The 22,736-nt window shown below is 64.5% G+C and carries 24 protein-coding genes, 4 tRNA genes and 1 pseudogene; 15 read left to right on the top strand and 14 right to left on the bottom strand.

Features of this window, described 5'->3' with window-relative positions; all coding sequences use genetic code 11:
- Positions 1-27: 27 nt before the first annotated feature.
- Positions 28-1,107 carry an iron-siderophore ABC transporter substrate-binding protein gene (locus tag BH95_RS25935; RefSeq protein ID WP_019667316.1) on the bottom strand — a complete coding sequence of 360 codons (1,080 nt, stop codon included), beginning with the start codon at positions 1,105-1,107 and terminating at the stop codon, positions 28-30.
- 127 nt (positions 1,108-1,234) lie between these two features.
- On the opposite strand from BH95_RS25935, the gene BH95_RS25930 reads away from it, so the two are divergent.
- The gene (locus BH95_RS25930) at positions 1,235-1,858 is read left to right on the top strand and encodes an alpha-ketoglutarate-dependent dioxygenase AlkB (RefSeq protein WP_019667317.1); all 624 of its coding nucleotides are present in this window, start codon (positions 1,235-1,237) and stop codon (positions 1,856-1,858) included.
- Here BH95_RS25930 and BH95_RS25925 read toward each other — a convergent pair.
- The gene (locus BH95_RS25925; protein ID WP_033190686.1) at positions 1,855-2,937 is read right to left on the bottom strand and encodes a 3-deoxy-7-phosphoheptulonate synthase; all 1,083 of its coding nucleotides are present in this window, start codon (positions 2,935-2,937) and stop codon (positions 1,855-1,857) included. The two genes, BH95_RS25930 and BH95_RS25925, sit on opposite strands and share 4 nt — an antisense overlap.
- Positions 2,938-3,247: 310 nt before the next feature.
- On the opposite strand from BH95_RS25925, the pseudogene BH95_RS25920 reads away from it, so the two are divergent.
- Positions 3,248-3,388: pseudogene (locus tag BH95_RS25920) on the top strand (hypothetical protein); the annotation flags it as partial.
- Here BH95_RS25920 and BH95_RS25915 read toward each other — a convergent pair.
- Positions 3,385-3,852: a MarR family winged helix-turn-helix transcriptional regulator gene (locus tag BH95_RS25915; RefSeq protein ID WP_037165134.1), complete on the bottom strand. Its 468-nt coding sequence runs from the start codon at positions 3,850-3,852 to the stop codon at positions 3,385-3,387. The pseudogene BH95_RS25920 and the gene BH95_RS25915 sit on opposite strands and share 4 nt — an antisense overlap.
- Before the next feature lie 92 nt (positions 3,853-3,944).
- Here BH95_RS25915 and BH95_RS25910 point away from each other — a divergent pair, with 92 nt between their 5' ends.
- The 4 genes from BH95_RS25910 (at position 3,945) to BH95_RS25895 (ending at position 6,939) form a co-directional block, all read left to right on the top strand.
- Positions 3,945-4,979 carry an ABC transporter substrate-binding protein gene (locus tag BH95_RS25910; protein ID WP_037184967.1) on the top strand — a complete coding sequence of 345 codons (1,035 nt, stop codon included), beginning with the start codon at positions 3,945-3,947 and terminating at the stop codon, positions 4,977-4,979.
- Between the two features lie 87 nt (positions 4,980-5,066).
- A complete protein-coding gene (locus tag BH95_RS25905) occupies positions 5,067-5,513 on the top strand; it encodes a MarR family winged helix-turn-helix transcriptional regulator (RefSeq protein ID WP_019667322.1) in 447 nt (148 codons plus the stop codon).
- Complete coding sequence (locus BH95_RS25900) at positions 5,510-5,932, top strand: organic hydroperoxide resistance protein (protein WP_019667323.1); 423 nt, start codon at positions 5,510-5,512, stop codon at positions 5,930-5,932. Before BH95_RS25905 ends, BH95_RS25900 begins: the two co-directional genes overlap by 4 nt.
- An 11-nt stretch (positions 5,933-5,943) precedes the next feature.
- On the top strand, positions 5,944-6,939 hold the full coding sequence (locus tag BH95_RS25895; protein WP_019667324.1) for an NADP-dependent oxidoreductase: 996 nt from the start codon (positions 5,944-5,946) through the stop codon (positions 6,937-6,939).
- A 48-nt stretch (positions 6,940-6,987) separates the two neighbouring features.
- Here the strand turns inward: BH95_RS25895 and BH95_RS25890 are convergent, their stop codons facing one another.
- Genes BH95_RS25890 through BH95_RS25880 form a run of 3 tightly spaced genes read right to left on the bottom strand, consistent with a single transcriptional unit; the run spans position 6,988 to position 9,848 of the window.
- Positions 6,988-7,884, bottom strand: coding sequence for an oxidoreductase (locus BH95_RS25890; protein WP_037184964.1), 897 nt, complete (start codon positions 7,882-7,884; stop codon positions 6,988-6,990).
- A 26-nt stretch (positions 7,885-7,910) separates the two neighbouring features.
- Entirely contained in the window at positions 7,911-8,840 is a 930-nt protein-coding gene (locus BH95_RS25885) for a glucosyl-3-phosphoglycerate synthase (RefSeq protein ID WP_037145193.1), read from the bottom strand.
- On the bottom strand, positions 8,841-9,848 hold the full coding sequence (locus tag BH95_RS25880; protein WP_033190681.1) for an alpha/beta hydrolase: 1,008 nt from the start codon (positions 9,846-9,848) through the stop codon (positions 8,841-8,843).
- A 207-nt stretch (positions 9,849-10,055) separates the two neighbouring features.
- Here BH95_RS25880 and BH95_RS25875 point away from each other — a divergent pair, with 207 nt between their 5' ends.
- Genes BH95_RS25875 through BH95_RS25860 form a run of 4 tightly spaced genes read left to right on the top strand, consistent with a single transcriptional unit; the run spans position 10,056 to position 15,102 of the window.
- Positions 10,056-11,480 (top strand): condensation domain-containing protein, encoded by a 1,425-nt coding sequence (locus BH95_RS25875; RefSeq protein ID WP_019667328.1) that lies wholly within the window; start codon positions 10,056-10,058, stop codon positions 11,478-11,480.
- Between the two features lie 4 nt (positions 11,481-11,484).
- The gene (locus BH95_RS25870) at positions 11,485-12,948 is read left to right on the top strand and encodes a DHA2 family efflux MFS transporter permease subunit (protein WP_230594380.1); all 1,464 of its coding nucleotides are present in this window, start codon (positions 11,485-11,487) and stop codon (positions 12,946-12,948) included.
- Between the two features lie 31 nt (positions 12,949-12,979).
- On the top strand, positions 12,980-14,179 hold the full coding sequence (locus BH95_RS25865) for a lipase family protein (protein ID WP_033190679.1): 1,200 nt from the start codon (positions 12,980-12,982) through the stop codon (positions 14,177-14,179).
- 23 nt (positions 14,180-14,202) lie between these two features.
- On the top strand, positions 14,203-15,102 hold the full coding sequence (locus BH95_RS25860) for a pseudouridine synthase (RefSeq protein WP_026348170.1): 900 nt from the start codon (positions 14,203-14,205) through the stop codon (positions 15,100-15,102).
- A gap of 5 nt (positions 15,103-15,107) precedes the next feature.
- Here the strand turns inward: BH95_RS25860 and BH95_RS25855 are convergent, their stop codons facing one another.
- Entirely contained in the window at positions 15,108-16,211 is a 1,104-nt protein-coding gene (locus BH95_RS25855) for a hypothetical protein (RefSeq protein WP_019667332.1), read from the bottom strand.
- Positions 16,212-16,287: 76 nt separating this feature from the next.
- On the opposite strand from BH95_RS25855, the gene BH95_RS25850 reads away from it, so the two are divergent.
- The 3 genes from BH95_RS25850 to BH95_RS25840 all read left to right on the top strand — a co-directional run bounded on the left by BH95_RS25850 (position 16,288) and on the right by BH95_RS25840 (position 17,739).
- On the top strand, positions 16,288-16,704 hold the full coding sequence (locus BH95_RS25850) for a hypothetical protein (protein ID WP_244165141.1): 417 nt from the start codon (positions 16,288-16,290) through the stop codon (positions 16,702-16,704).
- A 42-nt stretch (positions 16,705-16,746) separates the two neighbouring features.
- The gene (locus BH95_RS25845; RefSeq protein WP_019667334.1) at positions 16,747-17,334 is read left to right on the top strand and encodes a helix-turn-helix domain-containing protein; all 588 of its coding nucleotides are present in this window, start codon (positions 16,747-16,749) and stop codon (positions 17,332-17,334) included.
- Positions 17,335-17,442: 108 nt separating this feature from the next.
- The gene (locus BH95_RS25840) at positions 17,443-17,739 is read left to right on the top strand and encodes an ANTAR domain-containing protein (protein ID WP_244165140.1); all 297 of its coding nucleotides are present in this window, start codon (positions 17,443-17,445) and stop codon (positions 17,737-17,739) included.
- Here BH95_RS25840 and BH95_RS29865 read toward each other — a convergent pair.
- The 6 genes from BH95_RS29865 to BH95_RS25815 form a co-directional block, all read right to left on the bottom strand.
- On the bottom strand, positions 17,710-17,841 hold the full coding sequence (locus BH95_RS29865; RefSeq protein WP_019667336.1) for a hypothetical protein: 132 nt from the start codon (positions 17,839-17,841) through the stop codon (positions 17,710-17,712). The two genes, BH95_RS25840 and BH95_RS29865, sit on opposite strands and share 30 nt — an antisense overlap.
- A 241-nt stretch (positions 17,842-18,082) precedes the next feature.
- Entirely contained in the window at positions 18,083-18,637 is a 555-nt protein-coding gene (locus BH95_RS25835; RefSeq protein WP_037184957.1) for a DUF6584 family protein, read from the bottom strand.
- Positions 18,638-18,757: 120 nt separating this feature from the next.
- Positions 18,758-18,834: transfer RNA gene (locus BH95_RS25830), tRNA-Phe, on the bottom strand.
- A 66-nt stretch (positions 18,835-18,900) separates the two neighbouring features.
- Positions 18,901-18,974: transfer RNA gene (locus tag BH95_RS25825), tRNA-Asp, on the bottom strand.
- 132 nt (positions 18,975-19,106) lie between these two features.
- Positions 19,107-19,179, bottom strand: a tRNA-Glu gene (locus tag BH95_RS25820).
- A gap of 111 nt (positions 19,180-19,290) precedes the next feature.
- Positions 19,291-19,950 carry a TetR/AcrR family transcriptional regulator gene (locus BH95_RS25815; protein WP_019667338.1) on the bottom strand — a complete coding sequence of 220 codons (660 nt, stop codon included), beginning with the start codon at positions 19,948-19,950 and terminating at the stop codon, positions 19,291-19,293.
- A gap of 682 nt (positions 19,951-20,632) precedes the next feature.
- Between BH95_RS25815 and BH95_RS25805 the strand changes: the two genes are divergently transcribed.
- Together BH95_RS25805 and BH95_RS25800 are read left to right on the top strand one after the other, a co-directional pair.
- Positions 20,633-21,919: a lipase family protein gene (locus BH95_RS25805; protein WP_037184951.1), complete on the top strand. Its 1,287-nt coding sequence runs from the start codon at positions 20,633-20,635 to the stop codon at positions 21,917-21,919.
- A gap of 84 nt (positions 21,920-22,003) precedes the next feature.
- A tRNA-Lys gene (locus tag BH95_RS25800) sits at positions 22,004-22,076 on the top strand.
- A gap of 287 nt (positions 22,077-22,363) precedes the next feature.
- Here BH95_RS25800 and BH95_RS25795 read toward each other — a convergent pair.
- Entirely contained in the window at positions 22,364-22,684 is a 321-nt protein-coding gene (locus BH95_RS25795) for a hypothetical protein (RefSeq protein WP_037184948.1), read from the bottom strand.
- Positions 22,685-22,736 lie beyond the last annotated feature (52 nt).

Below are 22,736 nucleotides of genomic sequence, written 5' to 3'. Positions count from 1 at the left end.
GCCGATGCACCGACACGCATACGTCGGTCAGTCGACGTTCTCCGCAGCAGCGTTCAACGCAGACGCAATATCGTCCAGGACGACGGGAATGGTCAGCACGGTGAGTCCACCGAACGCGAAGTTCTTTTCCACCGAGAAGCTTTCGGTCGAAGCGGTTCGTCCATCGGCGACGACGGGAAGCTCGGCGATGACCGGTTCCGCCAGGAACGCGGCCAGGGACGGCTTGTCGTACGCGACGACGAAGAGGACGTCCGATGCGATCGCCGACGCCTTCTCGTAACTGAGGTCGAAGTACACGGCCTCGGCGTCGTCGGTGGGATCGGACTGCTGAATCGACTCCTCGTTGACCAGACCGAGTTGCTCGAGGAACTCCACGCGCACGTCGTCGTCCTTGCTCACCGAGAACACACCGGGCTCGTTCGGCAGGGCGACCGTGATCGACTTGTCCTTCAGCGCGGGGTATTTCGCCGCGACCTCCGCGATGTTCTTCTCCGTATCCGCGACGACCGCGGCCGCTTCGTCCTGCTTGCCCAGGGCCTCGCCTGCAATCGTCACCTGCTCTTGCCACGACGCGGTCCACTGTCGCTCCGGATACGCGACGACGGGCGCGACCTCGGACAGCGCGTCGAACTCGGCCTGGCTCATGCCGGAGTAGGGCGCGAAGATCAGGTCGGGTTCGGCCAGGGCGAACTGTTCGATCGGGGCTTGGCCGGTGCCGTCTCCAGCCAACAATGTGGGAGTCGCGGCGCCGAGTTCACCGAGAGCGGTTCGATCCCACGGCAGCACGCCCTCGGCGTCGGCGCCGTAGCTTTCACCGACGAATGCCGGCATTGCGACCGGCACCACGCCCAAGGCCAGGAGAGCATCCTGGTTGGACCAACCCCAGGTGGCAACGCGAGTCGGGGCCGAGTCGATGGTGGCGCTTCCGAGAGCGGAGTCGATGGTGACAGGAAACGAACCCGCCGCCGCGGCCGACCCGGTCGCTGCGGACGTCTCGGTGTCGGCCGCAGAGTCACCGGAGTCGGTACTGCATCCGACCAGCGCCGTTGCCATCGAAGCAGCAACGAGGAACGCGGTGATACGACGCGTCGGCGACCCTATGTACATCGACAGAACCCTCCGAGAGTTGGTTTAGGTTCACTAAAGTAGCACGCTGGGAAGGGTCGCCTAACCTCGTAACAGCCACCCCTTGATATGAGTGGAACATACGTTCGAATGCAGCTACGCTGGCGTGATGAGCGTGGAACTTCAGGGCTCGCTGTTCACCGACGACGAGGAGCGGTTCGGTCCTCTCGGATCGACCGTGAGCAGGCGGGCACTGTCGAACGGCGCATGGGTGGACGTGAGGCCGGGATGGGCAGGCTCGATCGATCTGTTCGACCGCCTCGTCGACGCGGTGGACTGGCGGTCGGAGCGGCGTCGGATGTACGACCGCGTGGTCGACGTGCCTCGCCTGGTCCGGTTCTATTCGGAATCCGAGCCGTGGCCGGATCCGGCGTTGGACGAAGCCAAGAACGCACTCGACGCACACTACGGCCGGGAACTGGGCGAGACGTTCGCGACGGCCGGATTGTGTTATTACAGAGACGGATCCGACAGTGTGGCGTGGCACGGCGACAACATCGGCCGCAGCGCCACCGAGGACACGATGGTCGCCATCGTCTCGCTCGGCGCCACCAGGCAACTGATGCTGCGCCCCCGTGGAGGCGGCACATCACTGAAATTCACACTGGGACATGGCGATCTGATCGTCATGGGCGGCTCGTGTCAGCGCACCTGGGAGCACGCCGTCCCCAAGAGCACCCGCGCGACCGGACCACGCATCAGCGTGCAGTTCCGGCCGCGCGGTGTCCGCTAACCGCGGCGAGTCTCGACGGCGGCAGCCAACACATCGAGTTGTGCTGCAGTGGTGTCCCAATCGAGGCACGCGTCGGTGATGGACTGGCCGTAGGTCAGGTCCTCCTTGCGTCCGAGCGTCAGATCCTGACGGCCTGCGACGAGGAAGCTCTCGAGCATGACACCGACGATGCCGTGCTCACCCTCGCCGAGGCGTCGGGCAACGTCGGTGACCACGTCGACCTGCTTGTTGTGGTCCTTGCGGCTGTTGCCGTGACTGGCGTCGATGACGACGCGCTCGGGTAGCGACGACTTCCGCAGACGCGCGACCGTGTCGGCGACGGATTCTGCGTCGTAGTTCGGTCCGTCGGTGCCGCCGCGCAGGATGACGTGGCAGTCCGGGTTGCCGGTGGTGCGAATCAACGCGGCCTGGCCGTCCAGATCGGTACCGGGGAACACATGGCTCGAGGCGGCAGCACGGGTACCGTCGACCGCGACCTGGATGTCGCCTTCCGTCGAATTCTTGATCCCGACGGGCATCGACAGAGCGCTGCACAGCTGGCGATGCACCTGGCTGGCTGCGGTGCGAGCACCGATGGCACCGTAGCTGACCAGGTCCGCGATGTACTGCGGCGTGATCGGGTCGAGGAATTCGCACCCGACCGGCAGTCCGAGAGCGGAAATGTCCACCAGCAGCTGACGCCCCACGCGCAGACCGGAATTGATGTCGAACGAGCCGTCGAGGTGCGGATCGTTGATCAGGCCCTTCCAGCCCAGCGTCGTACGCGGCTTCTCGAAGTACACGCGCATGACGATGTGCAACCGATCGCCCAGCTCGGACGCCTTCTCGGCGAGTGTGCGTGCGTACTCCATCGCGGCCTCGGTGTCGTGCACCGAGCACGGCCCGACCACCACGATGAGACGGTCGTCCGCGCCGTTCAGGATGTCGACCACACCGGCGCGGCCGCGACGAACCGTCGACGACACCGCGTCGTCCGCGGCGTGCTCACGTCGCAGCAACGACGGCGCCACCAGCGGGCTGATGCTGATGGTGCGCTGATCGTCCAACGACGTATCGGTAGGGGTGACAGCTGTAGTCATGAGAAATCCTTTTCGATTCTCAGACCGGCCCTCGGAGAGCTCCACGCACGCTTCGAGCCGGTCTGCATCCGGCTCGTGGGGTGGGGTCTCAGCGCATGGCGTCGCTGGCTGACCCACCCGGGGCCGGCCTGCTAAACCAGAAATACGTGCGCTGCATGGAACAGACGGTAGCACGCCTCTCCACGGAGGCGGGCGCGGCACCTGCGCTCATGCGTGCAGTCGGTTCGCCCAGCGGTCGCGAGGAGCCCCGAAGTCCACGGACGGCGACGCAAGAGGGAACCCGGTGATGTTCCTCCTTCTCTCCAAAACCGATTCGATCCTCGCGGCACTGAATTCGGTTCCCGCCGAAAGGTTGTGGGTCGACCCGGATTGCAGGCTGAAGACACGCGGAACCATCGAGGTCGAGGCGTCGCTGCGCAATCTCGTCGAGGCGCCGCGCGCCGTTCGCTAATTCTGACCTCGATCCTCCGGTGAGCGGCGAAGCGCGTCGTTCACCTTCGCGAGGATCGGCATGGCGTCCTCCACTGCCCGACGCTCGGCAGCGGGGAGTTTCGCGATTTCGGCTGAAAGTACCTCGATCCTGCGGTCGGCCCGGCGTTCGCGTCGGGCCGCCCGTTCGCCGTTCACCCGGAGCACGACGGCTCGGCCGTCGGCTGGGTCGGGGTGCCGGTCGATCAGGCCTTTGTCGACCAGTGTGCGCACCAGCGTGCTGACGGTGTTGGGGCGAAGTCGCAGTCTGGCGGCCACGTCACCGATCCGACTGTCCGGGAACGCCAGGATCGTTCGGACGACTTCGGCTTGTGCGAGCGGCAGCGTCTCGTCGGTACCGGAGGTGTCCAGGTGGAGCCGAAGAACGCGGCGTAGGTCGAATGCGACCTCGAGAAGGCCGCGGGCGACGTCGTCGGGGTGGCTCATGCCACAAAACTATATCTGACACAGATATTGTTTACCGGCACTGATGCAGGATAGCGTTACCTCATCTTGTCGATCCCGTCCCCAGAGGCCTCGTGAAACGCGCACCGATCTTCCTGCCCCTTCTCGCCACCGCAGTACTCGTCACCGCATGCGGGTCGAGCGAGAACCCCGCCGACCCGAGCACCACACCGACGACGACTCTCGCGGCACCGGCGGTCGTCGAGGCCCCAGGCCCGACCGGCATTCCCGACGGGATGGGCTCCCCGGGAGTCGACGACGGTGTCTTCCCCCGCACCGTCGTTCATTTCGGCGGGTCGACGGAAATACCGGCCGAGCCCACGCGAATCGTCGTCATCGCCACCGGCCAACTCGACGCGGTACTGACACTGGGCGTCGTTCCCACCGGAGTTGCCTACGGTGACGGAGCAGCCCTGGTTCCGGACTACGTCGGCCGTGAATTCCCGCAGTTCAGCGCGGAGATGGCGGAGTTCGTCGACGTCGGGAACAGGCAGGCCCCCAACCTCGAGGCCATTGCGGCGCTGGAGCCTGATCTCGTTCTCGCGAACAAGGCTGCGTCCGAGGACATTTACGAGACGTTGTCGGCGATTGCGCCGACGGTGTTGACCGAGGGCACGGGCGTCAACTGGAAGCAGGATTTCCTGCTGCTCGCGGATGCTCTCGGCCGAACCGAGCAGGCGCAGTCGTTCGTGGACGACTTCGTCTCGCGTGCACAGGATCTCGGTAACGAGGTCGGCGACGACACCGTGTCGTTCGTGCGGTTCACTGCCGACCGCGCCCGAGTGTTCGGGGTTCCGTCGTTCGCCGGCTACATCGCCTGGGATGCAGGTCTTGCACGCCCGGAAAGCCAGCAGTTCGACAAGACGTCACAGGATTTCAGTGAAGAAGAGATCCAATCGGCCGATGCGGACTGGGTTTTCGTCGGCAGTCAGGACAACGGCCCGGGTTCCCGGCAGCAGACGTACACCACCAACCCCCTGTGGACCGGGATGAGCGCGTCCACCGAAGGCCACATCGTGACCGTCGACGACGATCCGTGGTACCTCAACGCCGGTCCGACGGCGGCGACGATCGTTCTCGACGGACTGACGGAGACGTTGACCCGGTAAAGCAGTCAGGATGGGGAACGTGCGCGTTCCCCATGTGCTTGCCTCGATAGGTTGCGCACAACTTAGTTGTGCACTACATTCGTTCCTATGTCAGACGACCTCGCACTCGACCGTCAGGTGTGCTTCGCGCTGTACTCCGCATCGCGGGCTACCACCGCGGTGTATCGCCCGATGCTCGAGCGCCTCGGCGTGACATATCCCCAGTACCTCGTCCTTCTGGTGCTGTGGGAGAAGGACGGGCGCGGAGTGCGGGAGATCTGCGCAGAACTGGATCTCGACACCGGCACACTGTCTCCGCTCCTGAAGAGATTGGAAGGACTCGGCCTCATCGAACGTCGACGCCTGGCGTCGGACGAGCGTCGAGTAGAGATTCATCTCACCGACGAAGGCAAGGACCGACGCCGTCATGCCCTCGACATCCCGAAAGAGCTTGCGGGCAAGACCGGCATGACCGTGCAGGACCTCGAACACCTCCGCGACTCGTTGATCACACTGACCAACGCGCTGCACAACACGAAAGGCGTATCGGAATGAAGACGATCTACACCGCAGAAGCACTGGCCACCGGCGAAGGACGCAACGGGCACGCCCGCACGTCCGACGGCCGTCTCGACCTCGACCTCGCGATTCCCGAGGCCATGGGAGGAAGCGGCAACGGCACCAACCCGGAGCAGTTGTTCGCCGCCGGTTACGCCGCGTGCTTCCACTCGGCCCTGCAGATGGTCGCTCGCCAGGACAAGGCCGACGTCACCGACTCGGCCGTCGGCGCCCGAGTCGACATCGGACCCAACGACGCAGGCGGCTTCCAGCTCGCTGTGACGCTCGAGGTGACCCTCCCCAACCTGGCACGTGACGAAGCTCAGGCCCTCGCGGACAAGGCGCATCAGGTCTGCCCGTACTCGAACGCCACCCGGGGCAACATCGACGTGACCGTGACGGTCACGGAAGACTGAGGCGATACCGTATGCAGTCCAACGAAATTCATCTCGCATCCAGGCCACACGGTGAGCCCACGCCGGAGAACTTTCGGACCGTGACCACCGAACTGCCCGCCCTGGAGGACGGTCAGATCCTGGTACGCAACCTCTTCATGTCGGTGGATCCGTACATGCGCGGACGAATGAACGACGTCAAGTCTTACGTCCCGCCGTTCCAGATCGACGCACCTCTCGACGGTGGAGCCGTCGGCGAAGTGATCGAATCGAAGAACAGCGCGATCTCCGTCGGCGACGCCGTCTCCCACGGCAAAGGATGGCGTGATCTCGCTGTCCTCGACGGTGATTCGGCTCGTGTCGTCGACCTGACGAAGGCGAACGCGTCGGCGTACCTCGGCGCGCTGGGAATGACCGGTCTGACCGCGTACTCCGGGCTGACCGCCGTTGCGCAGTTCGAGCCGGGCGACACCGTGTTCGTCTCGGGCGCGGCAGGCGCGGTCGGGTCCCTCGTCGGGCAGATCGCCAAGGCTCTGGGCGCTGCTCGCGTAATCGGCAGCGCAGGCTCACCGGCGAAGGTGAAGCGCTTGCTGGAGCTCGGATTCGACGCGGCGTTCGACTACCACGACGGACCGGTGAAGAAGCAGCTCGCCGACGCCGCACCGGACGGAATCGACGTCTACTTCGACAACGTCGGTGGCGATCACCTCGAAGCAGCACTTGCGTCCGCCAACAAGTACGGCCGGTTTGCACTGTGCGGGGCCATCTCTCAGTACAACGCCACCGAGCCGACCGCCGCGCCGCGCAACCTTGCCCTCGCCATCGGAAAGGAATTGACGCTCAAGGGATTCATCGTCGGTTCCTACAGTCACCTCGCGGGAGAGTTCTCCGAGAAGATGGCCGGATGGCTCGCCGACGGCGTCGTCGAGTGGGACGAAACCGTCGTCGACGGTCTGGAGAATGCGCCTCGCGCGTTCATCGGGCTGCTCCGCGGTGAGAACACGGGAAAGATGGTCGTCAGCATCTGACGTCCAGGCGCCGTGGAGGGCGATCCGATACCGGTCACCCCCACGGCGTCACCGACTCCCGAAAGAGGGAAAGCGCACTCCGGTCAGTCTTTCCGACCTGTCCCACAGCGCCTCCTGAACGGCGCGGTCCCGCGCAGGCCGACTGGGAGCGACGATCGTCGGATACCCTCGCAACTCCTGCCGACCGCCCGGTCCGATATACAAGCCACCGGTGACCTCGGGTGATGTCGCTGCGTACAACTCTGGGAGAGCACCCATGTCTGCGGACTGGGCGACGATTCGGTTCCCCACCGACAGGAATGCGTCCTGTACGGACTCGGTCTGGCCCTGCAGATTGGTCGTCGCGTAACCGGGATGTGCGGCAACGGACTTGATCGCTGAATTCGCCGCGGTCAACCGTCTGTCGAGGTCGAGTGCGAACATCAGGTTCGCGAGCTTCGATTGCCCGTACGCCGGCCACCGACGATACGGCCGGCGCGAGTAGTTCAGATCGTCCAGATGGATCCGGCCGATCCGGTGCAGGCCGCTGGACATGGTGACGACGCGGTCGGTGATCTTCTCGATCAGTAGGCCCGTCAGAGCGAAATGCCCCAGGTGGTTGGTGCCGAACTGCATCTCGAACCCGTCGGCAGTCCGGCGCTCAGGCAACGCCATCACGCCCGCATTGTTGATCAACACGTCGACGGTGTCGACGGTGTGCGCGAACGTCCTCACCGACGACAGGTCCGCCAGATCCAGTCGCCGTACGTGCGCACGCGGCCCGATGCTGCGCGCGACCTCGTCGCCTCTGCCGGTGTCGCGGCAGGCGAGCACCACGTCGGCGCCGGCTGCCCCGAGGGCCCGGGCCGTCACCTCCCCCAGTCCGCTGTTGGCCCCCGTGACGATGAATCGTCTGCCCGTCTGATCCGGGATGTCCGACGTGGTCCAACCTCGCTGCGCGCTCACCGACCGAGCCTAACTCTGCAGCGGCGTCAGGACGCCCCGATCGCCTCGCTCGCTGTCGCGGACACCTCGGCCATCGGCGGCCGGTCGAGTCCCAGAACGTCGCTCGTGACGCCCCGGAACGGGTCGCTTTCGAAGCCGAACGTCGTCAGCCCGACGGCGGAGTCCGCGATGCCGAGTCGACCGAACATCGTCGCCATTATCTGCCTGCTCATCACCGCCAGCTCGGACGTCGGACGGTTGCGATGCTCCCGCACACCGAGGCCGACCTGACCGATCGAGTCGACGCCCAGGCGCCGATACGTGTCGATGAGAATCCCGATCTCGACACCGTATCCGGGGGCGAACGGTATCGACGAGAGAAGCTCGCGCGTCCCGCCGTACTCGCCGCCCAGCGGTTGCAGAACACCGGCGAGGTCCGGTAGCAAAGCGGCCAGCAGGGGTCGCGCCACCATCTCGGTCACTCGCCCACCGCCGTTCGGGGACGTCATCCCGTCGCCTCGGAGCGGTCGACGATAGAACCCCTTGACCAACTGCACCCCGGTGTCCAGCAGCAGCGGCCCCAGAAGTGACGGCACGAACCGAGGGTTCGGGTCCAGCAGGTCGGAGTCGACGAACACCACGAGGTCTCCATCGGTCGCGGCCAGTGATCGCCACAGGACTTCCCCTTTGCCGGGTCGGGGTTGCAGATGCGGTACCGCCTGTTCACGGGTGACCACTCGGGCGCCCGCACGACGCGCCTCGGCCGCCGTCGCGTCGACGGATCCCGAGTCCAGGACGAGGAGATCGTCGACGAGACCGCCGAGCAGAGGCAGGATGGACCGAACCACGGCCGCGACCGTCGCCTCCTCGTTCAACGCGGGGAGAACGACCGACACGGTTCTCCCCTGTTTCGCGGCCGTCAGTTCCTCGACGGACCACAGCGCCTCGCGCCACGAATTGCGCAGGACGTCGCTCATCTACGCCACCCCGAGCGACCGGGCCAGCAGTGGCCAGGAATCGTGCAGGTCGCCCTGCCAGTACCCCCACGAATGCGTGCCGTTGTCTCGGAAGTTGTAGGTCGCCGGGATCCCCAGAGAATCGAGACGAGCCTGCATCATGCGCGAACACCGGTCGGTCGCCGACTCGATCAAGGCTCCGACGGCCAACTGTTCCACGAGCTTTCCCGGACTACCGTTCACATCCGGCCCGTCGATGGTGTCGAGTGGCCCCGGCAGTCCGCTACCGCTGGAGAGGTAGAGCTCGGTTCCTCTCAGCTTCTCCGCGTTCACGTACGGGTCGTTGTCCGTCCACGCCCGATCCGAGTCCGGACCCCACATGTTGAGAGTGTTTCCCCGACCGCGCATTTCGACGACGGATTTGACGTACGCACGCCCCAGCGGATCCGACGTCATGGCACACCCGGAGTACGACGCGGCTGCCGTGTAGAAGCCCGGATGGGCAAGGGCCAGTTGGAACACCGAGGTTCCCGCCATGGAGATACCTGCAATCGCGTTCGTTCCGTTGCCACGAAACTCCGCGTCGACCACCGCGGGCAGTTCACGAGTGAGGAAGGTCGCCCACTGGTTGCGCCCGAGAACTGGATCGTCGCGGTACCAGTCGGTGTAGTAACTTGCCGCACCCCCGGTGGGTACGACGACATTGACCTGCTGGTCGCCGAAGAACCCGGCGATGTCCGTGCGGTCGAACCAGCTGCTGCCACCGTCTCCACCGGCGGCACCGTTGAGCAGATACAGAGTAGGAGCGGGGATTTCAGGATTCGCGGCCCGGTACACCGTGACCGGAATCGGCCTACCCATCGAGGGAGAGAAGACGTCCACGACGCTGGTCCGGTCCGCGATCACTCGGTTCGACACAACCGCGGCACCGCCGCCGGGGTCTGCGCCCGCACCTCCAGCCGCAACGCAGGACAACAAGCACGCCGACGCGAGCGCGGCGAGCAGTTTCAGAGCAGGGCGGTGCGACATTTGTGAAATGGTAAGTCGGACTGCATCACCGATCGCGTCGACCGACGAGAATTGAGAGAAGTCGGCGTTGGAGCAGGCCATGTTTGGGCCGTCTCACAAGCCGGAAACCGTCGCCATGTCATGCCTGCACGACCATGATGGATCCCGCGTCGGCACGCTTCGTGCTGCGCATCCGAATACACCTTGTTGTCGGGAGAAGGGGTCCACGTGGTCAGTTTCGGTCTCATCGGCGATTGGAAACCACAGCCAGGACTGGTGACCACGTGGACCGCGACACCCGAGTCGAGGGCACGCGTGCATGCTGCGCCGCCGCACCCGACACCCGCGTCGCACATCCAGGAGGAATACCTGAAGTCCGCGTACCGAAATCGCGACTCGGGTTTTCGGTTCTCTCGATTGTGTCTGGTCACCTTCGACATCTTCGAACCGCTGGACCCGGCCGCCATGGATAGCGCGATCAACGGTTTCGTCCGACGACACGACACGTTCTCGACGTGGTTCGTCACCGACGACACCGGTGTCGTGCGCCATCAGGCCTCAGCGGACGACATCGAGCTCGCACCGACCGAGCACGGCAGATTCGACGACGAGGAAGCCCTGCGCGTCCACGTACAGAACACGACACCCGGTCCGACGTCCTGGGACTGCTTCTCGTTCGGTGTGATCGACCGCGGTGACGGGTTCACGGTCTACGCAGCGGTGGATCACCTCGACACCGACGGGATATCTCAGGCACTGACGTTCTTCGAGCTGCGCTCGCTCTACACCGACGCGGTTGCCGGGACGCTGGACGTGCAACCCTGCCTCGGCAGTTACCTCGAGTACTGCGCCCGCGAACGCACCGCATCCGGCGAGCTGACACTCGATTCGCCCGAAGTGCGTCAATGGGTCGAACTGGTGAAGGCCAACGGTGGAGACCTGCCGTCCTTCGCGCTTCCCCTCGGTGAGCTCGAGAAGTACACGCGATCCGAGGTGGCCACGCAGCCGCTCTTCGACCGAGCCGAGGGCGAGGCGTTCGACGAGGCCTGTGCCAGGTTCGGAGCGAAGTTCATCGGTGGCCTTTTCGCTGCGGCGGCGATCACCGAGTACGAACTGGCCGGCCACCTCACCTACCTCGGCCTGACTCCGAAGAGCACGAGGAGCATGCCCGCCGAGTTCGGCGCGATCGGCTGGTTCTCCAGCCTCGTCCCCGTTCAATTCCCGGTCTCGGGGACCCAGACGTTCTCGCACCTCGCCGGGGTCGCGCAGCGCGCGTTCGACGCAGGAAAGGCACTGTCCGACGTCTCGTACCACCGCGTCCTCGAACTCGTGACACCCGACACGGGTATTCGAACCCGACCCGGGTGGTCGGCGCCGATGATTTCGTACGTCGATGTCCGTACGCTGCCCGGCGCGGACATCGTCTCGAGCGTCAACGGTGGACTCTTCGGAAATCAGGGCAGTTCCGACGAGGTGTACATGTGGATCAACCGATTCCAGAACGAGACCGGGACGACCTTCATGTACCCGGGCACCGACATCGCACGGGATTCGGTGGCGCGGTACAACGCCAAGATCAGTGAAATTCTGAAGTCCGTCGCGACCACCGGCGACTACTCGTTCGCCCAGTCGATGACCGGAAAAACCGCGTAGGACAGTGCAACCCCCACGGCGCACGGCACGGCGCAGGCTCGCCGCGTGCCTGGTGGCCGTGTTCATGTTGATGATCGACGTCACGATCGTCAACGTGGCTCTTCCGTCCATCGCCACCGACATCGATGCTGGTTCGAGCGCGCAATCGCTGATCGTGTCCTCCTACACGTTGGCGTTCGCATGCACCCTGTTGACCGGGGCGTGGCTCGGCGGGATCGTCGGCCGGAGAACGGTTTTCGTAACCGGGATGTCGGTGTTCGTCGCTGCCTCGATCCTGTGCGGGGCCGCCGATTCGCCGACGCTGCTGATCGCCGCGCGAGTTCTGCAGGGCATCGCGGGCGGGATGGTGTCCGCTCAGACCGTCGCCATCATCGCCACGGCGTTTCCGCGCGAGCGCCACAGCGTCGTGTTCGCGCTGTACGGTGCCACCGCGGGCGGTGCCGCGATTCTGGGTCCGTCCGTCGGAGGGATCCTGGTCTCGTTGGACATGTTCGGCTGGGGTTGGCGGTCGGTGTTCCTCGTCAACGCACCGCTCGGCGTGGGGGCGATGGTGATCGCGGCCGCGAGCTTCTCGCGTGAGAAACCCGCAGGCGTTCAGCGTCTCGACGTTCTCGGAGTAGTTCTGTCCACCCTCGGACTGGTCCTTCTGATCTATCCGTTGGCTCACAGTTACGAGCACGGATGGAGTATCGGCGGCACCTCGGCAGTTCTCGCCTCGCTCGCGGTCCTCGCGCTGTTCGTACTCCACGAACGGCGATGGAGCCGAGCCGGACGCCACCCCATGGTGAGGGTCGATCTGTTCCGGCAACGTACGTTCGCACTCGGCTGCGCCCTGTCCGTTCTCATGTTCGGCTCGTTCACCGGCTTCTTCTTCACCGTCTCGCTGAGTCTCCAGTTCGGCCTGGAGTTGTCGCCGATGCGCACCGGCGTGATCACGTTGCCGTTCGCCGTTGGCGCCGCGGTGTTCTCGGTCCTGTCTCCAACCTTGTTCGCACGGCTCGGCACTCGGATGCTGCCGCTCGGCTTCGTCCTCTTCGGTGTATCCATGATGTGCTTCGCCGCCCTCACCTACCGTGAGGACACGGCACACAGCCTCGCCCTGCTGGCACCACCACTGTTCGTCGGCGGCGCAGGGATCGGCGTGTTCGTCGCACCGTTGCAGACGACGATCGTCTCGGGCACCGACGACACGACCGTCGGATCGGCGTCGGGGTTGATCCCTACCGTCCAGCAGGTCGGTCAAGCCGTCGGAATCGCTCTCGTGGGGCTGCTGTTCTTCCACCGACTGTCGACGCTGTCGGACGCACTCCCACCGGGCAGCACCGGGTGGATCGCCGCACAGCCGTACATCGTCGCTCAGCGTCACGTGTTCTTCGTACTGTCCGCCGTCGTCGCGTGTGCGGCGGTGCTTGCCTTCGCCTTGCCCAAACGGGTCGCGGGGCCGCCGCCCGTTCCCGTACCTGCCTGATCACCGCCCGCCCGAGAAGAAGGAAAGATCCGTGCGTTCTCGCATCACCGCTGTGTTCGTAGTGCTGGCAGCCGTCGGCGCCCTGGTCGGGTTTCCGGCCACCGCTGCCGCGGAACCCGTCGAACTGGTCGCCGATCCAGATCCGTTCTACGCCGCGCCCGCCGACGTGGCCGACGCCGCCAACGGCGACGTCCTCGACAGCCGACGTGTCCCTACGTCCGCGTACCCGGGCACCGACGTGTGGCAGGTCAAGTTTCGCTCCACCGATTCCGCAGGCGATCCCATCGCGGCCGTGACGACTGTCCTGATGCCGCAGGGACACGGTGAGGGCACGCCCCTCGTGTCGTACCAGGCGATCGTCAATGCCCTCGGCACCAAATGCGCACCGTCGCACGGGTTGTTTTCCGAGGAACTGATCGAAGCACCGGCCGTGTATCTGGGAATGGTCGCCCGCGGCTGGGCCGTTGCCGTGCCGGATTACCTCGGCCCGACGGCAGCCTACGGTGCCGCGCGCATGGCGGGCCAGATCACCCTCGACGGTGTACGAGCGGTGAAGCGGTTCGAGCAACTGCCGCTCCGTGACTCGCCGGTCGGCCTACTGGGCTACTCCGGCGGTGGACTCGCGACATCCTTCGCTGCTGCGCTCGCGCCGACGTACGCGCCGGATCTCGACATCGCCGGAATCGCCGAGGGTGGAATCCCGGCCGATCTGGCGCAGATCGCCCAGAACCTGGCGTACAGCCCGCTACCGCACCCGGGCTTCGGCATGGCGATGGCGGTGGCGCTCGGGCTCGAACGCGAGTACCCGGGTCGATTCCCCATCACCAGCAACCTCAACGACCGAGGAATCGCACTGCGCAACAAGATGTTCAACGAGTGCCGACGCTCGATCCTCATCGACGGCGCCTTCCACAGCGCTCGCGACCTGAGCACCGCCGCGTCACTGGCGGACACACCGAGTGCGCAACAAGTACTACGCGAGAACAGTGTCACCTTCTACGACGGAGTCCCGACGGCACCACTGTTCGTGTGGCAGGGCGTCAACGACTTCATCGCCCCGTACCAGCCTGTCGCCGACATGGTCGACCGATACTGCCGATCGGGCGCCGACGTCGTGTTCCGCGGATACCCTGCGGCCGAGCACTTCTCCGCGACCGTCCTCGGCCTCCCCGAGGCCTACCTCTGGCTCGACGCTCGGTTACGTGGCGAGCCCGCGCCGAGTGGCTGTTGATCCCGAGCAACTAGGGTGGGCGCATGGCGCGTGCTCCCCTACCCGTGCGCGACGGGCTCGGTCCGACTCGGATTCGGATGCCCGACGACCCGAGCCCTGTCACTGTGTTGCAATACCTGATTTCGCGGTTTCCGCAGGACGAGAGGAGGCTCCGCGAGAAGGTTGCACTGGGTGAGGTCGTCGATGCAGGCGGCACTCCCATCTCGCTGGATTCCGTGGTGCGTCCTCGCGCGGACATCTATCTGTACCGAGACCCGCCCGTCGAACCGGTCGTGCCGTTCCCGATGGAGATTCTGCATCGCGACGAGAACCTTCTGGTCGTGGACAAACCGCACTTTCTGGCGACGACCCCCCGCGGTGCCTATGTGGCGCGGTCCGCGCTGGTCGTTCTCCGTCGGGAACTCGACCTGCCGGATCTGTCGCCCGCCCATCGCCTCGATCGGCTCACCGCCGGAGTTCTCGTGTTCACGATCCGGCCCGAGGTGCGGCGCGCGTATCAGGAACTGTTCGCGGCTCGTACCGTCACCAAGATCTACGACGCCATCGCTCGCCACGATCCGAACCTGACCGTTCCGTTGGTGATCAGAAGTCGAATGGTCAAAGAGCGCGGCGTTCTTCGTGCCGAAGAGGTACCTGGCGAGCCCAACGCCGAGACACTGGTCGAGGTCGCTGCCGTCCACGACGGCTGGGCACGGTACACGTTGACACCCAAAACCGGACGCACACATCAACTTCGATTGCACATGAGCTCACTGGGAGTGCCGATCGTCGGGGACAACTTCTACCCGACGTTCTACGAGGTCGCTCACGACGACTATTCCCGTCCCCTGGCACTGTTGGCTCGTGAGCTGAGTTTCGACGATCCTTTCACCGGCGAACGGTGTGTCTTCGAGACCCGTCGAACGCTCGATTTTCCGTCCTGACAAGTCTATTTCGGCATCGACACGACGTCGCCCCGCGACGCGTTCTCCTCGGCGATCTCGGCCGTTCGCACCGAGATTCGGTGAGAAAGAACAGCCATTGTGAACAATCCGATCGCGACATTGATCAGCGCCGTGAATCCTTCTTGCGCGAAATCGACCAAGGCATTCAGCAGAGTGAACACCAATGCGGCGATACGCAGGGATCGAAGTGGCCACAATCTGCCCTTGCGAAGCCGGAGCACGGCCGGAAACGCGAGCAGAAACGTGATCGCCGACGACGCGAACAGAATTCCGCCGGCAATTCCCATTTCATCGATATCGATGGTCCTGTCGCGCGTGTCGAGATCGAGTCCACCGAGCGTCAGTTCGACCACCCCGAAGACCACACCGACGAACGACGCAGCCGTCATCGCCCACGCCACCACCGGAACCAGGCGCGGACTCTTCAGGAAGCCAGGGATCAGCCGCGGCGCGAACATGCGAGCGTCGTACAACCGCGAACGCGTCACCGGGGCACCCTCCAGCAACAATCGAAGACCGGCGACGGTATCGACCTCGGCGCCCTCGGCTTCCGCGCGGTCGACCATGCGCAACGCCCATTCCCGGCGATGATCCGGCAACCCGTGTGCGACGCCCTCCGCCGCGATCGCGGCCGCATTGGCCAGAGTCTCCTCGTGGGAAGGCCGTCGGGAATCCCGCACGATGCGGTTCAGCACGAGGACCACGACGACGAGGACGTACATGATTTCCGACGACGGCCCGTAGAAGTAGTCGTTGTCCTTGGTGACGAACTTGCCGACCTCGTCGAGGAACAGCCCGAATCCGACGCCGCCGAGGACGACGGCCAGCGCCCGGACACCGAACCCGATGAACAGCCACCCGACGAGCAACGCCACCATCATCAGCGCGCCGCCGTACAGCGCGTGTGCGATGTGCAGGGTCTTGCCACCCACTTGGGGGTAGTGGGTGAGTTCCAGATACAAGCGGGTGACGAGGATCGTCACGATCGCGATGATCATGAATGCTTCGGCGGCGGTGCTGCCGTACGCGTCACGGTGCACGCGCGAGTGCCGAACTCGGACGGTCGTGTGTGCGACGTCGGGGGTCACTGCACAAGTATGGGCGCGATCACGGGCCGATGAGGGTGAAAAGGCGACGTCGGTGATGCGCGATAGCATCGCGGACATGACGATCGTTTCGCGAACCCGTACTGCGGCCCTGTCCGTCGTGATCGGTGCCCTGCTTCTTGCGGGGTGCACTGCGGAGGATCGATCCGACGCGGATCGGTCGCTCGAGAACGCCGCCGGCTCGGCAAGCAGCATCGCGACGAGTGTCCGGGATCGCGCCGGAAGCGTGTTCGACGAGGCCAAGGTGCAAGCGTTCGTGGTCGCGTTCCGTGCACAGTTCGGTGGGCTGGCCGAGGGCAGGGACGACACCGCGATCGAGAACCTCCTGTCCAGTACGTGTAACGAGATCGCCGGCGGTACCCCGGAGTCGGACATCGTTGCGCAGTTGGAGGTGGAGGCCGCGAAGGGCGACGCCGTTCCGACGACCGAGCAGGCGCAGCGGATCTACGACCAGGCCGCACTCGCCTGCCCGTGACTCGCGCTTGACAAAACTGTTTGCCGAAACTGCAATATACTCATGAGCACTTCCGAGGACGACGTCGGTTCGGTCATCGCAGGCGTCGGCCCGCGCCTGCGGAAGGTGCGCAGCGAACGCGGAACAACACTCTCCGCGCTGGCGGACACCACGGGCATCTCCGTCAGCACACTCTCGCGGCTGGAATCCGGCTCACGCAAACCGAGCCTCGAGCTGCTGTTGCCGATCGCACGGGCCCACCAGATTCCGCTCGACGAGTTGATCAGCCCACCGCCCGTCGAAGACCCTCGCATCAAGAGCACCCCGGTACGCCGCGAGCACGTGACCATTCACCCGCTGACCCGTCGGCCGGGCGGGATGCAGGCGTACAAACTCGTCGTGGATCCGGTGCGTACCGAGCCGTCGCCCCGTGTCCACGAGGGGTACGAATGGTTGTACGTTCTCAACGGTCGATTGCGCCTCGTTCTCGGTGAACACGACATCGTCATGAAGCCGGGCGAAGCCGCCGAGTTCGACACCCGGGTACCGCATTGGTTCGGTGCAGTCGACGATCGCCCTGTGGAAATCCTCAGTCTTTTCGGCCCGCAGGGCGAACGGATGCACGTTCGAGCCAAGCCCACCGATTCGTAGCTGTTTCGCTACTTTCCAGTCGGATCCATATGGCAGAGTGAGCGATCCGAGAGCAGACGACGTCGGCTCCGGAACCACCGAAGCACACGAGAGGTACGAGGAACGTTCATGACTGAGAGAAATCCCGAAACAACGGCGTCTCGGGGACCCGCATCGCGCTCGGATGTGGATATCGCGACGGGTGTGCTCGTCGGCCGATGCGGCGTGACCGTCACTGCCGCGGTGAACGACCTGTTCGCCACCGCCCGTGACAACAGGGTGAGCCTGTTCGAGTTGGCGCGGACGGTCATCACGATCGCCGAGGGCCGCGACAGCCACGATTCCGAGTCACGACGGATAGCACTGGCGCGCTGGGGGCACGTGTTGGCGCCGGGCTCAGTTGCGCAGAGCGGGGTCTCCGCGTAGTTCGGGAAAGCGGGCGGTCATGTTGTCGATCTGGCGATACATCTCGTAGAGCTCACGACGCAACGTGGCCGCTTCGCTGTCGAGTTCACGTGCCCGGGTCATGGCCTTGTCCGCGCGCGCTCGAAAAGACCGGGCCTGCGCAACCTCGATGGACGCCGAACACTTCTCGATGTGCTCTGCAAGACTCCTCGCGAAGACGCGGGCCTGCGCAAGATTGACCGCGTAGTTGGCGTCGCGGTGACTCGTCTCCTGCGGGGTGGGATCGATGATCGTGCCTTCTGTTCCGGACGGTGTCGAAAAACAAACTTTACGCCTGCAGTATCTCCGACCGTCGCGCAGTGTGTCAGGAGAACACGATGGCCAGCACAACCGATGCAGACGTCGCCGCGATCGCGACGATCACCAGGGTCGCCAACACACGCTGACGCAGTGGCCTGTCGCTGCGAGTCACGCTCCCGTCCGAGAACTCGTCGTCGACGAAATCGTCGACATCGACGCCCGCCTCGTCGAAGTACACCGTGTCCCTGGGTGGCACCCACTCCTGCCCGCCGGCAGCGATTGCGGTGACCAATCGGTCGAGCCGCGCGCGAGCCCGCTCCGGATAGTACCGAGACGGGGCGTTGATGGGCAGCGATTTCGCCAACTCGAGAGCAGAACGATGACGGGCAGCCAGGGCCTCGAACGCCGACGACGCGGTCGGGTCGTCGTCGGCTTTGTCGGTCAGGAACCACGCCGCCCCAGCGGAAGCACGATCGCCCCGCAACAGGTGGGTGTACGCGAGCAGTTCCAGAACGGGCTGGGATGCCGGCGCTGTCCTCAGCGCCTCGCACAGACGCTCCCGAGCGCCGTCGAGGTCACCCGCGGCCAAGGCGCGCTGCGCGCTGTCGATCACGTCCACAGCGAGAAGCGTAACCGTCCGGCAACTCGGTCGGCGCCGTGACCGTGAAGCGGAGCCTGCGGCAACCGGAAACGAAACAAGCCCCCGACCGATTTTCTCGGTGGAGGCTTGTGAACGCTGTGGTGGCCAGGGCCGGGATCGAACCGGCGACCTTCCGCTTTTCAGGCGGACGCTCGTACCAACTGAGCTACCTGGCCGGGCGGCACCGGTGACAATGCCATCTCGTGAACTACACGCAAGCCGATGCTTTCGCATCGAATTTGCGACCCTGACGGGACTCGAACCCGCGACCTCCGCCGTGACAGGGCGGCGCGCTAACCAACTGCGCCACAGGGCCTTGCTGTGAAACATTCCCGGAGGAACTTCCCGCCGTAGACCTTAGCAGGCTTTGAACCTGCTTCGAACCGCGGCGGCCTGCAAGAGACTGCTGTACTGCCGACCGGTTTGTCAATTCCGATCGTTTCCTGCGTACCCCCTACGGGATTCGAACCCGCGCTACCGCCTTGAAAGGGCGGCGTCCTAGGCCGCTAGACGAAGGGGGCCCGACGGAATGACCCGGACCCGAATTTCTTCGGTTCCGAACTGCTCCGCCGCTACCCTCAACGGCGTTCCGTTGGGAGCTGGGATAGCTTAGGACACTTTTCGCAGAAAACTCAAACCGGCAGGTCAGACTCGGTTTCTGCGGTGTTTTCGCGCCATCCTTCAGCCTTCCAGCGGTCCAGCCATGCCGGTGACGCCATCGCGTGAAGTACGACTTCGAGCGATTCCTCGAACATCACGCGAAGATCGCGACTGTCGGAGACGAGGTCGGCCATGTACCGCTGGCCGGCAAGAGACGCAGACAGCACTCGGATGAACTTCTCCGGGCCGAACTCGGGGTCGAGGTCCCCCATCTCCTGGGCCTTCCGCGCGAGCTGCACCCCCGCACGGCCCCACACACGGCCTCCGCCGGATTGAATCTCGGCGTAGAACTCGGGCTCGACTATCAGCCGGAACTCGGCACGAACGATCACGTCGTTCTGGAACCCGAGCGCCAGGTCGTCGATGATCCCGCGGATCACCTCGAAGGGGTGCAGCGGCGAATCGAGCCATTTCTCCGTGATGGCGACGTACCGGTCCAGCGCGGCCGTCAGAACGGCACGAGCCAGGTCTTCCTTGGATTGGAAGTGAAAGTACATCGCACCCTTGGTGGCATTCGAGCCCTCCAGAATGGTGTTCACCGACGCAGCCGCGTACCCGCGGCGTGCAAACTCCGATGCCGCCGCTTCGACTATCGCTGCTCGGGTTCGCCGAGCGCGCTCTTGTTGTGCCATTGCTTCCGTGCCTCCGAACCCGAGCGACCTGCATCTATCAGCAGGCAGTACCGCTAGTCGAGCGTACTTGAACCAGCGCACTCGAGACCGACCACTCGCTCGGAAAAACTGCTGGAAACAGTAATCCGGACAAATCTCCGAGCTGTCTTCAAACAATCCGAGTGGTACGATCAGGCCGGCTCGAGTGCGCTGCAGGGGGTGCGCACTCGAGCCGTTTCTTTGTCGCGGGCCGCGCTATTGGAGCTCTACACCGAGCAATTCCGAACGGCTTTACATATAGCCCGCCGGTGTCAATCCACGATTTCGACGCACGGGCGAAATCGAGACCTCCGCCACAAAAGCGTCACAATTGTGTGAAGCGCCTCTTCCGATGGACTCGAAATGCAGCACCCCCATCGGCCACGGGTCCGACACACTTCTACCGTGCCGACGGTCGACCGAGCCCGGCCGGTCACGAATCCCCTGCCACGCAGACATTCTGGACCGCTCGACCACACCGATGGCGTCGAAACAATCGAACACCCCGGGATTCGTTGCCAGTTCGATTCATTCGCACGTCTCGACGCCGATATCGCTGTGGCCGTGCAAGTCTCAGAAGGGGTTCGTATAACGGTTTCGCCTCCGAAAGCGCCGGAAGCACTCGCCCACCCGAACTCGCCCTTACTGTGGCCCACAACACATCGTGGTCAACGACGACAACGAATTCGGGGCACGCATGACTCTTCGAACCATCCTCCGCCGATCGGCAGCAACAATCTTCAGCGTCGCGCTGCTGACCACCGCCACCTGGACGGCGAACGCCGACCCGGTGTCCGATTTCCTCGATCCAGCCCAGGACCCGACACTGGCCGCGGCAACACCACTGGGCGAGCCGTGGTTCGATCCACCACCAGGATTCGAAAGCTACTCTCCCGGCTCGGTTCTCAACACCAGAACAGTCACCGTCGGCCCGTTGCTCACCCCTGTCCAATCGACACAGATCCTCTTCCGAACAACGGATTCGAAGGATAGGCCGGTCGCCGGAGCTACCACCGTCATCGTGCCGACAGCACCCTGGGCGGGGCCGGGACCACGACCCGTCGTCGCCTACAACATGGCAATCGACTCACTCGGCCAGACATGCGCGCCGTCCTGGACACTGCCACGCGGGATCGCACCGGAAATCGCTGCGGTACAACTCTTCCTGGCCAAGAACTACGCCGTCGTCGTCACCGACCATCAAGGCCCGCGTCAGGCGTACGCCGCCGGACGCATGGCGGGGCACGCCGTCCTCGATGCCCTACGCGCCATGGTGAATCTGCCGTCACTCGGCCTGCCTGCCGAATCACCGATCGCCATCACCGGGTACTCCGGAGGCGCCATCGCATCCGGATGGGCGGCCCAACTCGCACCGGTGTACGCACCCGACGTCAACATCGTCGGAACGGCATTCGGCGGCGCCCCCATCGACTACCGCATCCTCCTCGGGTCGATGAACGGCAACAACGCCGCATCGACCCTGTTCCTGTCGGCCGCGATGGGCGTGGCACGTGAATATCCCGAGATGTTCCAACTGATGAACGCCAACGGGCTGCGACTCGCCCAGATCGCCAAGGACATGTGCGTGTACCTGCTCGCGCCCGGCGGCCTCGTCGCGCCGATTCCTGTCCAGGCTCTCTCCGACGTGCCGAACGTCGACCGAACGCCCATAGCCGAAGAGATCATCCGGCAGACCCGCATGGGTGGTGACCTCACACCGTCGGCGCCGGTCTTCATCTATCAGGGACAGCACGAGTTCTGGATTCCCAAACAAGGCGCCGAAACCCTGTACGACGAATGGTGCGCGGGCGGCGCCCAGGTTCGACTGGAGGAATACGTCGGCGAACACATGATCGTCGCCGTCTCCGGGCTCCCCGGCTCCCATCAGTGGATCGACGACAGGCTCGCCGGGATACCGGCACCCGACGGATGCAGCAGTTTCGGTCGGTGACCGAACCCTCCCGGTGTTCTTTTCGATAGCGCGCCAGGGGGCGTGGCGAAGTGCCGGGGCGGACCCACTACACTTTCGATCCGCGCCCCTATAGCTCAGTTGGTAGAGCTACGGACTTTTAATCCGCAGGTCGTAGGTTCGAGTCCTACTGGGGGCACTTGCAGGCGTTGTATCAGCGCCTCCGGCTCGACTGAGCTGGGTATCTGCACCGTGCCCAGCCCCCAGTCGTCCGGGTCCTGGCCGAGCGCCGTTAGCAGCAGCCACGCCCGCCACTGGTCTTTACCGTTGAGGTCGGCAGGGTCGTCCACGCGCAGGAGCTTGGCGAACGTGTTCCTTGACCCAATGGTTGGTCCCAGCTCGCGCTGAATCGCGTCCACAACCGCCTTAAGCCCGCCGACCGCACGGAACAACTGCACCATCAGCGCGTCGCCCCACATCACTTCTCTAGTTACCGACATTTTCGGCTTCCTTACCCGTGTAGAAGTAGTAATCCTCTGGCAGCCCATCGCTCACGTGGTTCTCGAACAGCCAATGCTCCGGCCACGACGTACCGCTGAGCCCTTCTAGCGCCTCAGCGGGCGTCTGATCGGTTTTTGAGAACCAATCGATGAGCGACCTCATCCCGCCGATCACTGCGTCAGCGACAAGCAAGCATGACCCACAGCAGGGCGTGTATTCATCGCCCATCACGGCGTTCTGGTGCTCGAATTTCGCGCACAAGGACCGCCCGTCTGGCATCCAGAGATGGATACGTTTCTGCGACATGGCAAGAATGCTATGCGTGTCGTCTTGACACGTCAATCTTGCGCGTGACAGT

Source organism: Rhodococcoides fascians A44A (genome assembly GCF_000760735.1).
Lineage (GTDB): Bacteria > Actinomycetota > Actinomycetes > Mycobacteriales > Mycobacteriaceae > Rhodococcoides > Rhodococcoides fascians_E.
Note: the sequence above shows the minus strand (reverse complement) of the source record. Positions and strands in the feature narration are given on the sequence as shown.

What these genes read in the sequence shown, in the direction of transcription:
- BH95_RS25935 (WP_019667316.1), bottom strand. Translation starts at nt 1,107, where the DNA reads ATGTACATAGGGTCGCCGACGCGTCGTATCACCGCGTTCCTCGTTGCT.
- BH95_RS25930 (WP_019667317.1), top strand. Translation starts at nt 1,235, where the DNA reads ATGAGCGTGGAACTTCAGGGCTCGCTGTTCACCGACGACGAGGAGCGG.
- BH95_RS25925 (WP_033190686.1), bottom strand. Translation starts at nt 2,937, where the DNA reads ATGACTACAGCTGTCACCCCTACCGATACGTCGTTGGACGATCAGCGC.
- BH95_RS25915 (WP_037165134.1), bottom strand. Translation starts at nt 3,852, where the DNA reads ATGAGCCACCCCGACGACGTCGCCCGCGGCCTTCTCGAGGTCGCATTC.
- BH95_RS25905 (WP_019667322.1), top strand. Translation starts at nt 5,067, where the DNA reads ATGTCAGACGACCTCGCACTCGACCGTCAGGTGTGCTTCGCGCTGTAC.
- BH95_RS25900 (WP_019667323.1), top strand. Translation starts at nt 5,510, where the DNA reads ATGAAGACGATCTACACCGCAGAAGCACTGGCCACCGGCGAAGGACGC.
- BH95_RS25895 (WP_019667324.1), top strand. Translation starts at nt 5,944, where the DNA reads ATGCAGTCCAACGAAATTCATCTCGCATCCAGGCCACACGGTGAGCCC.
- BH95_RS25885 (WP_037145193.1), bottom strand. Translation starts at nt 8,840, where the DNA reads ATGAGCGACGTCCTGCGCAATTCGTGGCGCGAGGCGCTGTGGTCCGTC.
- BH95_RS25880 (WP_033190681.1), bottom strand. Translation starts at nt 9,848, where the DNA reads ATGTCGCACCGCCCTGCTCTGAAACTGCTCGCCGCGCTCGCGTCGGCG.
- BH95_RS25860 (WP_026348170.1), top strand. Translation starts at nt 14,203, where the DNA reads ATGGCGCGTGCTCCCCTACCCGTGCGCGACGGGCTCGGTCCGACTCGG.
- BH95_RS25850 (WP_244165141.1), top strand. Translation starts at nt 16,288, where the DNA reads ATGACGATCGTTTCGCGAACCCGTACTGCGGCCCTGTCCGTCGTGATC.
- BH95_RS25845 (WP_019667334.1), top strand. Translation starts at nt 16,747, where the DNA reads ATGAGCACTTCCGAGGACGACGTCGGTTCGGTCATCGCAGGCGTCGGC.
- BH95_RS25840 (WP_244165140.1), top strand. Translation starts at nt 17,443, where the DNA reads ATGACTGAGAGAAATCCCGAAACAACGGCGTCTCGGGGACCCGCATCG.
- BH95_RS29865 (WP_019667336.1), bottom strand. Translation starts at nt 17,841, where the DNA reads ATGACCCGGGCACGTGAACTCGACAGCGAAGCGGCCACGTTGCGTCGT.
- BH95_RS25815 (WP_019667338.1), bottom strand. Translation starts at nt 19,950, where the DNA reads ATGGCACAACAAGAGCGCGCTCGGCGAACCCGAGCAGCGATAGTCGAA.
- BH95_RS25795 (WP_037184948.1), bottom strand. Translation starts at nt 22,684, where the DNA reads ATGTCGCAGAAACGTATCCATCTCTGGATGCCAGACGGGCGGTCCTTG.